The organism is Spirosoma luteolum, assembly GCF_054778875.1.
In genome coordinates this window covers 263,596-279,708 of the sequence record NZ_BAAGZE010000006.1, presented here as the reverse complement: position 1 = coordinate 279,708, position 16,113 = coordinate 263,596, and the positions used below count along the sequence as shown (strand labels likewise).

The window sequence follows — 16,113 nt, the reverse complement described above, 5'->3', positions numbered from 1 at the left end:
ATAGGGAAAAGGAGTCAGTATGGCGTTGAGTAAGAAAGGGGAGTGCAAAATACGGGCTTACGCGCAAGTATGTACCGGTAGCGCCATAAAGTTAGTGTCAGCTGGCGTTCCGAGGGTTCAGTAAATGCTCAGTGGGTCTGACTTTCAGAAGCAACTAAAACCCGCCAGTAAACCCTATGAAACACATCCTACTGCTGAGCAGTCTGCTGCTGCCTGCCGGGCTGGTAGCACTCGTTGTCGACCAGGCCCGCGTGCCTGCCACTGTTTCGCCTGCCATAACTACCGGGGCATCCCGGCAGCCCGTGTTGGGGATGCGATCGGTAAAGCCGCTGACGGTGGGCGGGCTGCAATTTAAAGACCTGAACCGCAACGGCCGGCTCGACCCGTACGAAGACTGGCGGTTGCCGGCCGATGCGCGAAGCCGTGATCTGCTGGCACAGATGACCCTCGAGGAAAAAGTGGGGTTTATGCTGATCAGTACCACCCGGCTCAAAAACGACTGGTCGTTCGAAGCGCCCAAAAACACCGATCCCATTACCGGTGAGTTCAACGAAACCGATCTGGTTACGGAGCAGAACATGTTTACCCGGAAACGGCTGCCTACACCCATCATGACCGCAGCCGGTACGACCAAAGGCGTAAGCCAGTTTCATCTTCGTCATTTCATCCTGCGGGCCAATACGTCGGCCCGCGTCATGGCCGAATGGGCCAACCGGCTGCAAACGCTTTGCGAAGCGCAGCGCCTGGGTATTCCGGCGCTGGTAGCCTCTAATCCTCGCAACCACGTTACGAACGCGGCTGCGCTTGGTACCAGTGTGGGCAAAACGGTTTTTTCGGCCTGGCCCGGCGAGCTGGGGCTGTCGGCCACGCGCGACCTCAGGCTGATACGCGAATTTGCCGACATTGCCCGGCAGGAGTGGGCCGCCGTGGGCCTGCGCAAAGGGTATATGTACATGGCTGATCTGGCCACCGAGCCGCGCTGGCAGCGGGTCGAGGGCACGTTCGGCGAAAATGCCGACTGGGTAGCCCGGATCATTACCGAGGTGGTACTTGGTTTTCAGGGGCGGTCGCTGGGCCCCGCTTCGGTGGCCATGACCACCAAGCACTTTCCCGGCGGAGGGGCGGGCAAAGGCGGGCAGGACCCGCACTTCGACTGGGGCAAGGAAGAAGTATTTCCGGGCGATGGGTTCAACAACAACCTGATTCCGTTTAAGGCTGCCATTGCCGCCGGTACGTCGGCCATCATGCCTTATTACTCGATGCCGGTTGGTACGGAATACGAACCCATTGCCTATGCCTACAACCGGGCCATCATCCACGACCTGCTGCGGACAAAGCTGGGCTTCAAGGGCATCATCAACTCCGACACCGGGCCAATCGAGATGATGCCTTGGGGCGCCGAAAAACTGACGGTTTCCGAACGCTACAAGCGGACGCTCGAAGCCGGCGTAAACCTGTACTCGGGAACGGCCGACCCAACGGTGCTGCTCGAAACCGTCCGGACTGGTCAGGTAGCCATGAGCCTGATCGATGACTCGGTACTGCGGCTGCTGATGGAAAAATTTGAGCTGGGGCTGTTCGAAAATCCGTACGTCGATGTCGACGCAGCCGAGCGGCTGGTGGGTAACGCGCGGTTTCAGGCCCGGGCCGATCTGGCGCATCGCAAATCCATCGTGCTGCTGCGGAACCAGGGGTCGCTGTTGCCGCTGAAGGCCGGGACAAAAGTGTATTTCGAATCGTATCAGAAGCGCAGCGGGGCGACCCAGGGGCCTGGCGAGGTCATTATGGGCAACGCCAGCGCCACGGGGCTGACTTTTGTAAAGACCCCCGACGAAGCCGACGTTATTCTGCTCTGGTTGAAGCCGACGTCGAAGTCGCTGTTTGCCTCGGATGGTAGTCCGCTGAGCCTGCAGCTGTCGAAAAATGCCGTGGATGTCGCGTATGTGAAGGAGCTGATGGCCCGCAAACCCACCATTCTGGCCATAAACTATACCAACCCCTGGGTTATTGCTGACGTGTACGACGATGCCGACCGGGGCAGCGTGCGGGGGGTGCTGGCTACGTTTGGTACCACTCCCGACGCCCTGCTCGACGTGGTCAGGGGAGCCTTCAGGCCGGTGGGTAAAATGCCGTTTTCGACCCCCATCTCAGAAGCCGCCGTACTCAGACAGCAGGAAGACGTGCCCGGCTACCGGGAAGGGGCGGGGTATGCCCTTTTCAACTACGACGAAGGACTGTCCTACTAGCCAGGCAGCGGCCATCGTAAACTAGGGAGCCCGGCCAGCAGAACGCTGGCCGGGCTCCGGTGCTCCTGGCTTATTTGTTCAGCAGCGTTACGGTGTCGTACCAGTACGCTTTCAGTACGCTTACCATGTGCACCCATTCGTCGATTGTCTGGGGTTTCTGCATAAAAGCACTGCCGCCCAGGTCATAAACGGCTTCGACATCGGCATTTTCATCCGAGGCTGACAAAACAACGATCGGCACCAGTCTGAGCCTGGGATCATTTCTGAACTGCTTCAGCAGGCGCAGACCGTCTGTCCGGGTAGGCAGGTGAAGATCGAGCAGCAGCAAGTGCGACTTAGGCCGGCTGCCGCTGAGCATATGCTCGGTAAGCTGGTGGGTGGTCTGAAATGCATGAACCTGAGCCTGCGGAAAAACCTTTTGCTGGGCAAAAAGCAGGAAAGAATGTACGCTCGGATCATCATCAACGGAGATGATGGTGAACGGCCCGGAGGAGGGTTTGGGTCTCATACAATGTTCAGTGGATCGGTTACGGTAACACGAAGGTAAAAATTGTCTAAACCTTCTGCAATTACTCAGTAAAGCGGAAACAGCATAAGGTTCGGCTGGGTCGGGAGCCGCCCTTGCCCGGCCCCGGCTCGTTCAGATACAGACGTGACTGATGAATTTGGCGTACCAGCCATCCGTGAAATTTCGGGTACCTGGCCGTTGCGGGCATGCGCAAAAAAAGGTACTTTCGGGAGGGCGGTTCGGCTGGCCAATAGGCCGTGACTGAGACAATCGCCCGGCTCACGTTGTTATGGCTGCATGACCCGAAACCAACTCGACGACCTTATTGCGCAGGGAGAAGGCTCCCGGCTCGAATTTAAACGGACTATATCCGCGGCCCACCGCATTGCCCGCACCCTGGCCGCTTTTGCCAACACGGCCGGCGGCACTCTGCTGATCGGCGTGGCCGACGACGGGCGCATGATGGGAGTCCCCTCGGAACTGCGCGAAATGCGCCGGATCGAAGAAGCAACCGACCAGCTGGTCGATCCGCCACTGGCTGTCAGCTACGAAGTGCTCAAGCCCGACGGGCGCTCCATTCTGATTATCACCGTGGCCGAAAGTGCCGACAAACCCCACTACGCCATCGACGAACACGGCAGACGCACGATCTACGTCCGGGCCAAAGACAAGTCGGTGCCGACCAGCCAGCTCATTATCAATGTGCAGCGCAGCGACGTGCAGCTACTGAAAACGCCCGCCGTCCGAACACTGATTCAGTACCTCCGTAAAAACGAGTTCATCAACGCCGAAAAGCTCGCCAGGCTCATCAACATCTCCGACTACCGGGCCGGCAAACTGCTGCGGGAACTGGCGGGGCAGGGGCTGCTGCTGGTCGTCGACAAGCCGCGCCCGGCCCGCTATGCCCTCAAACTGGCCGATTAAGCGTTCCGACTTCGTGTTTTTTGGGCGAACTTTGCCCCGTTATGATCACTGACCAGGAAATTACCAAAGAAACCATCAGCGCCTTTTTTGCCGATCTGCAAGACCGGATCTGCGGAGCGCTCGAAACCGCCGATGGCGCAGGCCGTTTTCGCACCGACAGTTGGGAACGTCCGGGCGGTGGCGGGGGGCGGTCCCGAACGCTGGCGGGTGGGGCCGTAATCGAGAAAGGCGGAGTTGGCTATTCGGTTGTGCACGGCGAGGCTACCGAAGCCACGCTGCGCTCGCTCAACCTGACCGAACCGGCCGAGTTTTTCGCTACCGGTGTTTCCATCGTGTTGCACCCGCATAGCCCCTGCGTGCCCATTATCCACATGAACGTGCGGTACTTCGAGATGAGCACCGGGCACTGCTGGTTTGGCGGGGGCATCGACCTGACCCCTCATTACGTGGTCGACGCCGATGCCGCCTGGTTTCATACGTATCTGAAAACAGTCTGCGACCGGCACGATCCGGCTTACTACACCCGATTCAAAGCCTGGGCCGACGATTATTTTTACATTCCGCACCGGCAGGAGACCCGGGGCGTGGGCGGCATTTTCTTCGATTACCTGAAACCCGCCGATAACGATCATAAAGCGGCCCTGTTTTCCTTTGTGCAGGATGTGGGGAATGCGTTTGCGCCGATCTACACCCATTTTATGGATCAGAACCGCAATCTTCCGTATGGCGAGGCTCAGAAACAGTGGCAGCTGTTACGGCGGGGGCGGTATGTGGAGTTCAATCTGGTCTGGGACCGCGGCACCAAGTTTGGCCTCGAAACCAACGGCCGTACCGAATCGATTCTGATGAGCATGCCCCCGCAGGCCAACTGGGTCTATGATTTTCAGACGCAACCCGCTACCCCTGAGGCCTATACGCTGTCGAAACTGGTCAAAGGCATCGACTGGGTATAGGCAACGACGGCCCGGCCCGGCACAACTGGGTTCGGGTTCGTCAACGCGTTGGTTGCGCTACCGCTCAGCAGGATGGCTTACTGGTTGGGCTGATCGATGGGCGTGAGGTTCCAGGGCTGGCTGGCGTCGTACAGCAGGTGGCCCTGCTCGATGCGCAGGGGGCTGTCGACGTTGTTGTGGTAAAGCTGCCCGGTACCCAGACCCTGCGGCATCAGGTTTTTGAACTGGGCCGTGTACTGGGCAATGGCGTTAAGGCCAATGTTCGATTCGAGGGCCGAGGTCAGCCACCAGCCAATGTTCAGCCGGCCGGCCAGCTCGATCCACTCGTCGCAGTGGCGCATGCCGCCCAGCAGCGTTGGCTTCAAGATGATGTACTGCGGCTGAATTTTGCGCAGCAGCCGAAACTTATGCACGTATTCCATTTGCCCGATCAGTTCTTCGTCGAGGGCAATGGGTACGGGGGTCGACCGGCAGAGGTCGGCCATGAGGTCGGGCTGTCCGGCCCGGATGGGCTGTTCGATGGAGTGCAGCCCGTAGGTAGCCAGCCGCTCGAGCTTGTGCATGGCTTCGTCGGGGCTAAACGCGCCGTTGGCATCGACCCGGAGGGTGATCTGTTCGGGCGTATAGCGCGCCCGGATACTGGCCAGTAAATCACATTCGCGCTCGAAGTCGATGGCCCCGATTTTGAGTTTTATGGTGGTGTAGCCGGCGGCCAGCTTCTCGTCGATCTGCTGGCGCATGAAGGCTTCGGTGCCCATCCAGACCAGGCCGTTGATGGGCAGGGGGCGCTGCCCGGCCGAAAACTCATTCTGAAACAGCACCCGCTGGCCCCCGCCCAGAAAATCGAGCATGGCCGTCTCGAACCCAAACAGGATACTGGGAAATTCAGGCTCGATCAGCTGGTTGAGTACGATGGGCACGTTCCAGCTGAACAGTTGCAGATCGAGGTCGTTGAAAAGCTGGCAGCACTGTTGCAGGCAGGCTTCAAAATCGGGCCGGTCGTCGTAGCTCAGGCCTTTCAGCGGGCCGCATTCGCCATAGCCGATCACGCCCGGCTGCTCGTCGTCGATGAGCCGGACGATGTAGGAAGTTTTCTCGGTAAGCGTACCGCGCGACGTACCCGCTTCGAAGCGAAAGTGCAACGTATACTTCAGGTAGTCGGCCTTCAGACTCATCAGGTGGCGGGGTATTGGGGGGCTGTTCGCAATCCTAAAAGTACTACTTTTGACTGCGCGACAAGGGCAATGTTACGAAATTATTAGGCACAGATTTGGTGGTCAGCAACATAGGGGTACCCTTTAGTTTGGCATACGGCTGGGTTATGCAGCTGCGTAATGCGTTCTACGACAAGGCATTGTTTTCCAGCTGGCAGCCCGATGTTCCGGTTATCAGCGTGGGAAATCTAACCGTTGGCGGCACCGGAAAAACGCCGATGGTGGCGTATTTGATTGAACGGTACACCGCCCAGCCCCCCGCCAGCCCCGACCAGACGGCCACCCTGAGCCGGGGCTACGGCCGCCGGACGAAGGGCTTCCGGGTAGCCTCGCCCGACGATACGGCCGACACCCTGGGCGACGAACCGCTGCAACTCTACCGTACGTACGGACAGCGGGTGCGGGTGTGTGTGGGCGAACGTCGGGCCGATGCCATCCGGCACATGCAGCAGGCGTTTCCGGCCCTGCGCCGGGTGCTGCTCGACGATGCCTTTCAGCACCGCGCCGTAACGCCCCACCTCAACCTGCTCCTGTCCGACTACAACCGCCCGTTCTATGCCGACCGGCCCTTTCCGGGAGGGCGGCTGCGCGAAAGCCGGTGGGGCGCCCAACGGGCCGATGCCGTGATTGTTACCAAATGCCCCGAAGACCTGTCGGCAACCGGGCAGGCCGCCATCGCCGAACGGATCGGGGTCTACACCCGGCCGGGTGTGCCGGTGCTGTTTGCCGGCCTGCGCTACGGCCAGCCGACCGCCTTCGCCACGGGGCAGCCTAACCCGGCGCTCGACCGGGTGGTGCTGGTGTCGGGGCTGGCCAATGCCGACCCCCTCGAGCGGTACGTACAAACCTCGTTTTCGCTGGTGCACCACCACCGCTTCGCCGACCACTATGCCTACCGGCGTACCGACCTCGATCGTCTGTTGGCCAGATTACCCGCCGACGCGGCCCTGCTCACCACCGAGAAAGACTGGGTGAAGCTGAGTGCCCTGCTGACACCCGCCGAATTGACCGCGCTGCCGCTGTATTACCTGCCGGTGGCGGTGCAGTTTCTGGGCGAATCCGGGAAGGCGTTCGAGGCCCTGCTCAACGCCTTCGACGCGCGCTATCCGGCCGACGAATCGGGCCGCGGGTTTCTTAAAAAAGCCTAACCGGCCCCGGGGGCGAATCGGCCCAACGGGCTTTTGACGTACTTTTACGGCAATGAATAAACGCATACAGTTCCTGCTTCTGTTTCTGGGCATCGCGGGGGTCGCCCTGGGGCAGCAGATACCCGGTGGATTTGGTAATACCGGCTTCGGAAACACGGGCTTCGGGGCCACACAGCCCATGTCGAGCACCAACAGCAGCCCCTCGGGCATCGACGACTCGACGAAAGTGATCTACGGGCCCACCACCACCCGCTACATACTCGAGGAGGATGTGCTGAACAACCGGCGGACGCGCTATCCCGTCGATACGACCATGGACGAGGTGCACCGGTTTCTGTACGTGCAGCGCAGCCAGAACATGTACCAGGATCTGGGTAACCTGGGCACACCCATGCGGCCGGTATTCGTGGCGGTGCCGCAGCAACTGGGCGCTCAGACCGGCTACAATGCGTTCGATGCCTACGGCTACCAGCCCCAGAGCGTGAAGTACTTCGATACCAAATCGCCCTTTACCGATATGTACGTGGCGCTGGGCGGCCGCAACCAGAACATTCTGCGCTTCGACTTTGCCCAGAATATAACCCCTCGCTGGAACGTGGGCTTTGCGGTGCAACGCTTCACCTCGCAGAAGCAGTTCGGTACGGGTGGCTCCAACGACCCCAGCAAGCTGCTGGCGCAGAACTGGAGTGTGCTGGCCCATACCAACTACCGCTCCAAAAACGAGAAGTACACGCTGCTGCTGAACTTTACCAATATGAATCACACCCTCGAAGACCAGGGGGGCGTGCTGTCGGGTACGTCAGTCACGGGCGAAACGATTGTCTACAACTACACGGGCGATGCCCGGCTGACGGGGGGCGGGGTAAACCTGGGCGGACCGCGCAGCAACGAGATTCGCAACGACTGGCACGCTTACCAGCAGTTTGTACTCGATCAGGGCATCCAGGTATTTCACCGGCTCGACTATAAACGGCACACCAATTTTTACCAGGATACCACGCTGGCCGTCAACGCGGCTTTTTACCCGTCTATTCTGGGCGATACGTCGCGGGTGGTGGTCGATGCCCGGTTCAGGCTGCTCGAAAACCAGGTCGGGCTCAAGGGCGTGTACCGACGCGGGGGCTCGGCGTTTAACTACCGGGCTTATCTGCGCAGCCGGATCTACGGACAGTATACCAACTACAACACCAGCAACACGCGCTATAATGAATACGAAACCCGCCGGTCCGAAACGTTTCTGGGGGGCTGGCTGGGTTATTATTTCCCCGACAGTCTGTCGCAGGTAACGGCCGAAGCCGAGTATCAGATTGGCGGAGGGTTCCGGCTGCAGGGGCAGCTGACCAGCCGGCTGCTGACGGCCGGTTATTCGGCGGTGCTGGTACAGCCTACGCTGCTCGAAGAACGCTTCCAGAGCCATATCTATTTCTGGCGCAACGAAGGGTTCAGCCTTCGGGGCTACAACCACGCCTACGGAAAGCTGAACCTGCGTTACCGCAAACTCCGCCTTGAGCCGGGGCTCGACTATTACCTGTTGAGCAACTACGTGTATTTCGATACCGCCGGGGTGGTGCGGCAGGCACCCGGCTCGTTTAGCGTACTGCGGACGGGTCTGGGCTACCAGCTGAACGTAGGTAAGTTCCTGGCGTCGGGGCAGGCCTACTACACCCTGCAGTCGCGCTCGGATTATCTGCGTACACCGCCGTTTTTCATGAATGCCCGGTTTCAGTACGAACTGCTCTACGCCAAGGTACTGTATATACAGGTGGGGGTCGATCTGCACTACAAGTCGCCTTACCTGGCCGATGCCTACATGCCCGTTACCGAGCAGTATTACCTGCAGAACAAGCAGAAGGTAGAGGGCTACGTGCTGGCCGATCTGTTTGCCAACCTGCGCATCAACCGTACCCGCCTGTTTGTCAAGCTCACCCACGCCAACCAGGGGGTCTTTCAGCCCGGCTACTTCGTTGCGCCCGGCTTCCTGCAGATGCGCCGTGGCTTTGCCTTCGGCGTCGACTGGTATCTGTTCGACTAAGAAATCGGGGGTTCAGTTTTCAGTTTTCGGTTTTCGGTATGCAGTTCTCCGTATACTGATTAGGGTGAATATAGTGCTGGGCTTCCTGTATACTGTATACTGTATACCGAAAACCCGGCTACCGACCACAGATTGAATTAATTGCCTCTTACAAAGATTTTTTAAAAGTATTTAGGGATTAGGCCGACATTGTTGACTATACGTACGTCAACCCTGTCGGCCTTGTTTATGAAGCTTCCGTCTGTTTCTGATGATCAGCTGATCGCCCGGATCAAAGAGGGCGACGCGGCTGCGTTTGAAGCACTGTATGACCGGTACTGGTATAAGCTGTATTCGGTGGCCTACCACCGGATCGGGTTGCGGGAGGAGGCCGAAGAACTTGTTCACGATGTATTTGAAAGCCTCTGGAACCGGCGGCAGCAACTCGTAGTGACGCACGTAGGTGCCTACCTCGTCGTGGCCATCAAACACTTGTCTACCAACTTCATCAAGGCCCAGATCAACCAGCGCCGGTTGCAGGAGCATCTGCTGCTTACCCAGCTGACGCAGTCATTCGCTACGGAAGAGCTGGTCAATTTTACCGATCTGTCGGAAGCCCTGGCCGTTGTGATGAGTCGACTCCCCGAGCGTAGCAGTGAAATCTTCCGGCTGAGTCGTTTCGAAAACCAGTCAGTACGGGACATTGCCCAGCGCATGAACCTGACCGAGAAGGCGGTCGAATACCACATTACCAAGTCGATCAAGCTGCTCAAGGAAAACCTGCGGGCGTTTCAATCCGATAACTGACCGTTTCACCCGTCGGCATCGGGCAGCCCGCGCGGCAGTCATAGATCCGCTCGAAGTCCACTCAACAAACTGCCCAAACCGTATCTGGATCATGTCACAACACGAGTTCGACGAATTGCTGCAGAAATACCTCGCGGGCCAGTGTACCCCACAGGAGGAGCAGCTGATTCTGGCCTGGTACGACGATATGACCCGCGATGAGTCTGTGTGGCTCCCGCTTGAGAACACGGCCAGAACGGCCATGCGCCACCGGATCTGGCAGCGACTGGCCCGGCATCTGCCGTTGGTTGGGGAAACGCCCGATAGCCGACGCCGGTGGATGCCGATGGCCTGGGTGACGGCGGCCTGCCTGACGCTGGCCATCGGCACCTCGGTCTGGCTGCAGGTCGATAATCGGGCCGGGGGGGCAGCGCGCCTGAGCGGCCAGGTGCAAACGATTCAGTCCGATCAGAAACCCCGTTCGGTGCAACTCAGCGATGGCACTGTGGTGGTGCTCAAACCCTGTGCGCGCCTGACGTATCCGGCCCGGTTCGGAGCGAACCAGCGGGTGGTGTCGCTGACGGGCGAGGCTTATTTCAGCGTGAAGCGCGACCCGGCGCGGCCGTTTATCGTTCACGCCGGCGAACTCATCACCGAAGTGCTCGGTACCAGCTTCACGGTGAAGTCGATGCCGAACGTCCACGACGTGGAGGTCGCCGTCATGACCGGTCGGGTGTCGGTCTATAAAGCCGCCGACCGCGCCAAAGCCGACCGGCAGGAGGTGGTGCTGAAACCCAACGAGCGGATTGCCTGGTCGGCCGGTAACCGGCAGCTGGTGCCGACGCTGGTCGAACAGCCTGTACCGGTGGCTGCGGCCCGCACACCCGTCAGCTTCGTGTTTTCAGAAACTCCGCTGCCGGCTGTACTGAACCGCCTGCAGGCCAGCTACGGAATCGATATTGTGGTGGAAAGCGATGCCCTGAGCGGCTGCCTGCTCAGTGCCGACCTGAACGATCTGCCCCTCTACAGTCAGCTCGAGCTGATCTGCAAATCGATCAACGCCGATTATGAAGTGCGCGGCACCAGTATCATCATCAAAGGTAAAGGCTGTTCGGCCTAACCCGCCCGGACCCGGCGTCAGGGCATACCCCGTGCTATCCAACGCTCCCCTTAACTAGCAACCGTAAATACCCCAAAACCTATTGTAACTATGGAAAAAACTTTAGCTGAAAAAAACAGGCAATCGGCAACCGGTCGGGTGTGGCTTTGTCTGATGCTGGTGCTGAGTGTCTGGATGGCCGGAACGCCCGTGCGGGCGGCCCGGGGGCAGGAAGTGCTCAACAAGCCCATCTCGATTACGCTCGAATCGGTCGATCTGAAAACGGCGCTGACCCAGATTGAAAAGCAGGCCCGGGTGCGGTTCGTCTACAACCTGCAAACCGTTCGGACGGGCCGGCGGGTTTCGCTTTCGGTGGTCAACCGCCGGTTGTCGGTGGTGCTGGCCGAGCTGCTGACACCACTCGACATCACCTTCGAGGAAGTAAGTGACCGGATCGTACTGCATAAACAAACGGCCGCACCGGGTTCGACGCTGCCCGTTCAGCCGGCAACCAGTGCGGAGCGCCCAAACGCCGTGGCCCCCGCACCGCCCCAGACCATTACGGGACGGGTGGCCGACGCAGCGGGGGTAGCCATACCGGGCGTGACCATTCTGGTCAAAAATAGCCAGGTCGGTACGACCACCGATGCGGCCGGCCGGTTCAGCATCAGCGCGTCGCCAACGGATGTGCTGGTTGTCAGCGCTATCGGCTTTGAAGGCCGGGAAGTAATCGTGGGCAACCAGACCCAGCTGACCATCGTGCTGAAGGAAACGTCGCAGAACCTCAACGAGGTGGTGGTGACGGCCCTCGGTATCAAGAAAGAATCGAAGAAGGTAGGGTATGCAACGGCTACCGTCAACACCGAGCAGATTACCACCAACCGCACGACCAACCTCGGCAACAGCCTGCAGGGAAAAGTGGCCGGCGTTAACGTAACGGCGCCAACGGGCGGACCGGGCGGTACGGCCAAAATCCGGATTCGGGGGCAGTCGTCGTTTCGGGGCGATAACTCCCCGCTGATCATCGTCAACGGCGTGCCCATCAACAATACCAACTTCTCGAGCCGGCAGGGCGACGTCGACGGAACGACCAACCGCAGTGGCTCGGCCTCCGACGCCGGCGACGGGCTGCAGAGTATCAACCAGGACGATATCGAAAACCTGACCGTGCTGAAAGGGTCGACGGCCGCTGCGCTCTACGGCTTCCGGGCCAAAGACGGTGCCATTGTCATCACGACCAAGTCGGGCCGGCGGGGTGCCGGCATCGGGGTCGAGGTGAACTCCAACTTCACGGCCGATCAGGCGCTCGACTACACCGACTTTCAGTATCAGTACGGGCAGGGCGAGTTTGGCAAGCGCCCCACCACCGTGGGCGAGGCCCAGAGTTCGGGCGTGTTCAGCTTCGGCGAAAAGGTAGACGACCAGCTGACGCCCCAGTTCGACGGGGTATCGCGGCCCTACCAGCCCAGCCGCGACCGCATCCGCAAGTTTTACCGCACCGGCACCACCTGGACCAATACCGTGGCGCTATCGGGGGGAAGTGAGAAAGGCGGATTCCGGCTGTCGTTCTCCAATACCGACGCCAAGGCAATTATTCCCAACTCCGATTTTCACAAGAAAATCATTAACCTGAGCCTGACCCATCAGTTTACCGACAAGCTGTCGGTACAGCTGAATGCGAACTACTCGAAGGAGTATAACCACAACCCGCCCCAGATCGGGCTGCAGGACATGAACGCCAACACAACCGTGTACACCACGGCGACGACGGTCGACATGGCGACGCTTGAAAACGGGCGTTACGATGCTAACGGCTACGAGCGGGCAACCTCGCGTTTCACCAACCGCAACAACCCCTACTGGGTAGCCTACGACCGGGCCGAAAACGTGAACCGCGACCGCCTGTTCGGCAACGGAACTGTCCGGTACCAGTTTGCGCCCTGGCTCTACGCGCAGGGCCGGATCGGACAGGATTACTACACCCGTCCGTACGACTATAACCGGCCCACCGGCACCCGCTCCATTGCGGCCGCGCCCGCCGGTACCTTCAACGGCGTATTCTACCAGGAAACCAGCACGTTCCGTGAGCTCAATGCCGACTTCCTGATCGGGGCCAACCGCACGTTCGGCAACTTTGGCGTCGACCTGACGCTGGGCGGTAACCAGCTCACGCAGGAATACACCAACAACAACGCGTCGGCCACCAACTTCTACATCCGGGGGCTCTATACCATCGCCAACGGGGTTACCAAAGACCCCCAGTACTACTACAGCAAGAAGCAGGTGAACTCGCTCTACGGAGCCGCCGAATTCTCATTCAAGAATTTCCTGTTTGTGAACGTAACGGGCCGCAACGACTGGTTTTCGACTCTTAACCCGGAGTCGAACAGCTACCTCTACCCGTCGATCAGTGGGAGTCTGGTGCTGAGCGAGGCCCTGAAAAGCCGGCCCAACTGGCTCAACTACGCCAAAATACGCGGGGCCTACGCCGAGGTAGGGGGTGATACCGATCCGTACCAGAACAACCTCTACTACGGTGTCAACGCCAACACTATACAGGGGCAGGGGCTGGGCTTCATCAGCGGAGCCGTGAGCCCCAACGCCAACCTGCGGCCACTGAAAGTAAAAGAAGCGGAGGTTGGGCTTGAACTACGCCTGTTCAACAGCCGGGTCAATCTCGACATGGCCGTGTACCGCAAGAACACCGTGGATGAGATTCTGAACGTCGATATTTCCAACGCGTCGGGCTACGATAAAACGAAGGTAAACATCGGGCGGCTGCGCAACCAGGGCGTCGAGATGCTGCTGACGCTGGTGCCTGTCAAGCGCGACCGGCTGACGTGGGAAACCACCTTCAACGTGACCTACAACGAAAGCAAGGTGCTGGCGCTGGCCAACGGCCAGGATCGTGTGCGGGTGGGTACGGGCGATTTCTTCGGCGAGGTGTGGCACGAAGTGGGCCTGCCGATGGCATCGCTGCGGGGCTTTGCCTATAAACGCGACGCCCAGGGGCAGATCATCGTGTCGGGCGGGAAACCCGTGCAGGGGCCGGTTACTACCTTCGGCAGCGCCATTCCGAAATGGACAGGCGGCTGGCTGAACACCATCAACTACCGGGGCTTCCGCATCTTCACCCAGGTCGACTTCAAGGCGGGCAACAAAATCATCTCCAACTCGAACCTCAACTTCCTGCGGCACGGGCTGTCGCAGGCATCGCTGGTGGGGCGCGAAGGCGGGGTGGTATTTGCCGGCGTCAACGCCGACGGTACACCCAATACCAAGGCCGTCGAAGCCGAAGATTTCTACTCGAGCTACCGCAGCACCAACATGGCCGAGCCCTTTATCTACAATGGCAGCTTTGTGCGCTGGCGGGCCCTGTCGATCGGCTACGACCTGTCGCGCTTCGTCAACAAATCGTTCGTGAAAGGCCTGACCCTGTCGGCGATCTGCAACAACGTGCTGCTGATCAAAAAATACATCGACAACCTCGATCCCGAAGCCATCAACGGCGCATCGGATAACATTCAGGGTATCGAAACGCACTCACTGCCAACCACGCGCAGCTACGGCTTTAACCTGAACATCAAGCTGTAAGACGGGCCGGGAGCGGGGCAGGGCGTTCGCGGCCGATCGGGCCGACTCCGCCCCCGGCGGGCACCAATTCATGAGACTTAACTGGACCTACTACCAATGAAAGCAATCGTAATCCTGACACTGCTGGGCATCGGCCTGAGCAGCTGCGATAAAGGGTTTGAGGATATCAATAAAAATCCGGTACAATCGACGACCATCGACCCCTCATACCTGTTCACCAACGCCGAATTTTCGACCTCCATGACCGCCCAGACGATCATCTACGAGGAAGCCATCGTGCAGCAGATTGTCACGCCCTTTGGCGGGGTCAACAACGGCGGGAACTACAACCAGGACAACCGCGCCAATACCAACGCCAACTGGAACACCTTCTACACGGGGCCCAACAAACTGCTGGCCGATGTGCTGGCCAAGACTAAGGACGACCCCAGCCGCAGTAACCTCTATAACATGGCGCGTATCTGGCGGGCCTACGTGTTTCAGATGCTGGTCGATACCTACGGCGATGTACCCTACAAAGAAGCCGGGCTGGCTTACCTGCAGGGGATCAACCTGCCCAAATACGACAACCAGCAGGATATCTACGCCGATCTGATCAACGAGGTCGATCAGGCGACCACGGCCCTCGACGCCAGCAAACGCATCGAAACGGGCGATCTGTTCTACCAGGGCAACGTGGCCAAATGGAAACGGCTGGGCAACTCGCTGTTGCTGCGGCTGGGCATGCGCCTGTCTAAAGTCGATGCGGCCCGGGCACAGGCGCTGGTGCAGAAGGCGGTGCAGGGCGGGGTTATGCAGTCGAACGACGACAACGCCAAAATTCAGTACACCAGCATTTTCAACAGTCCGCTGGCCAACCTCTGGAACGGCACCGAGAAAGCCAACTTCTACGTGGCCCAGCCCTTTGTCGACTACCTGAAAGCAACGGCCGACCCGCGGCTGCGGTTCATCGCAACCAAATATGCCGAACCATCGAAAGACCCATCGGCCACCACCGAAGACAACAGCCCGGCCGCCCAGATCGGGATGCCCCTCGGCTACGACAATGGCTCGATACCAACGGCACCCAACTACCCCGGTACAGTGGGGACGGGCGGCTGGAAATACTCGCAGCTGAACCGGCGTACGGTGGCCAAAATCGACGCGCCCCAGCACTTTATTACCTACGCCCAGACCCAGCTGTTGCTGGCCGAAGCCGCCCAGCGCGGCTGGACCACCGGCAAGGCCGTCGATTACTACACGGCGGGGGTAACGGCCCACATGAACCAGCTGAAGGAATATGACGCGTCGGCCACGATAGCGCCTGCCGACATCCAGGCGTTCCTGGCCGCTAACCCCTTCGATTCGGGCAAAGCGCTGGAGCAGATCAACAACCAGTACTGGGTAGCCTCGTTCCTGAATGGCCCCGAGGCCTGGGCCAACTGGCGCCGGAGCGGCTTTCCGGTGCTGACCCCCAACCGCTACCCGGGCAAAACCCTCAAGGGCGATTTTATCCGGCGGCTCACCTATCCCTCCAACGAACAGTCGGTCAATGCAACCAACTACGGCGCGGCCGTGGCGCGGCAGGGTGCCGACGATCTGGACACGCGGGTATTCTGGGATAAGTAAACCGACCCGTTCGGTGGGTTTT

At 59.6% G+C, this 16,113-nt stretch carries 11 protein-coding genes; 9 read left to right on the top strand and 2 right to left on the bottom strand.

The annotated features are described in order from the left end of the window. Nucleotides 1-176: 176 nt before the first annotated feature. On the top strand, nucleotides 177-2,246 hold the full coding sequence (locus tag ACYVAC_RS11745; RefSeq protein ID WP_461097871.1) for a glycoside hydrolase family 3 protein: 2,070 nt from the start codon (nucleotides 177-179) through the stop codon (nucleotides 2,244-2,246). A gap of 70 nt (nucleotides 2,247-2,316) precedes the next feature. On the opposite strand, the gene ACYVAC_RS11740 is transcribed toward ACYVAC_RS11745, so the two are convergent. Then, nucleotides 2,317-2,754, bottom strand: coding sequence for a response regulator (locus tag ACYVAC_RS11740; protein WP_461097869.1), 438 nt, complete (start codon nucleotides 2,752-2,754; stop codon nucleotides 2,317-2,319). A gap of 297 nt (nucleotides 2,755-3,051) precedes the next feature. On the opposite strand from ACYVAC_RS11740, the gene ACYVAC_RS11735 reads away from it, so the two are divergent. After that, entirely contained in the window at nucleotides 3,052-3,678 is a 627-nt protein-coding gene (locus ACYVAC_RS11735; protein WP_461097867.1) for an AlbA family DNA-binding domain-containing protein, read from the top strand. A 41-nt stretch (nucleotides 3,679-3,719) separates the two neighbouring features. Further along, entirely contained in the window at nucleotides 3,720-4,631 is a 912-nt protein-coding gene (gene hemF, locus ACYVAC_RS11730) for an oxygen-dependent coproporphyrinogen oxidase (RefSeq protein WP_461097865.1), read from the top strand. Nucleotides 4,632-4,708: 77 nt separating this feature from the next. On the opposite strand, the gene ACYVAC_RS11725 is transcribed toward hemF, so the two are convergent. Beyond that, a complete protein-coding gene (locus ACYVAC_RS11725) occupies nucleotides 4,709-5,806 on the bottom strand; it encodes an o-succinylbenzoate synthase (protein WP_461097864.1) in 1,098 nt (365 codons plus the stop codon). Between the two features lie 98 nt (nucleotides 5,807-5,904). On the opposite strand from ACYVAC_RS11725, the gene lpxK reads away from it, so the two are divergent. From lpxK to ACYVAC_RS11695, 6 genes are all read left to right on the top strand, one after another. Next, nucleotides 5,905-6,993, top strand: coding sequence for a tetraacyldisaccharide 4'-kinase (gene lpxK, locus ACYVAC_RS11720; protein WP_461097863.1), 1,089 nt, complete (start codon nucleotides 5,905-5,907; stop codon nucleotides 6,991-6,993). A 52-nt stretch (nucleotides 6,994-7,045) separates the two neighbouring features. After that, on the top strand, nucleotides 7,046-9,025 hold the full coding sequence (locus ACYVAC_RS11715) for a putative porin (protein WP_461097862.1): 1,980 nt from the start codon (nucleotides 7,046-7,048) through the stop codon (nucleotides 9,023-9,025). Nucleotides 9,026-9,253: 228 nt separating this feature from the next. Then, entirely contained in the window at nucleotides 9,254-9,811 is a 558-nt protein-coding gene (locus ACYVAC_RS11710) for an RNA polymerase sigma factor (protein WP_461097861.1), read from the top strand. A gap of 91 nt (nucleotides 9,812-9,902) precedes the next feature. Then, nucleotides 9,903-10,910, top strand: coding sequence for a FecR family protein (locus tag ACYVAC_RS11705; protein ID WP_461097860.1), 1,008 nt, complete (start codon nucleotides 9,903-9,905; stop codon nucleotides 10,908-10,910). A gap of 90 nt (nucleotides 10,911-11,000) precedes the next feature. Continuing rightward, nucleotides 11,001-14,483 carry a SusC/RagA family TonB-linked outer membrane protein gene (locus tag ACYVAC_RS11700; protein WP_461097858.1) on the top strand — a complete coding sequence of 1,161 codons (3,483 nt, stop codon included), beginning with the start codon at nucleotides 11,001-11,003 and terminating at the stop codon, nucleotides 14,481-14,483. A gap of 96 nt (nucleotides 14,484-14,579) precedes the next feature. Continuing rightward, entirely contained in the window at nucleotides 14,580-16,091 is a 1,512-nt protein-coding gene (locus ACYVAC_RS11695) for a SusD/RagB family nutrient-binding outer membrane lipoprotein (protein WP_461097857.1), read from the top strand. Nucleotides 16,092-16,113 lie beyond the last annotated feature (22 nt).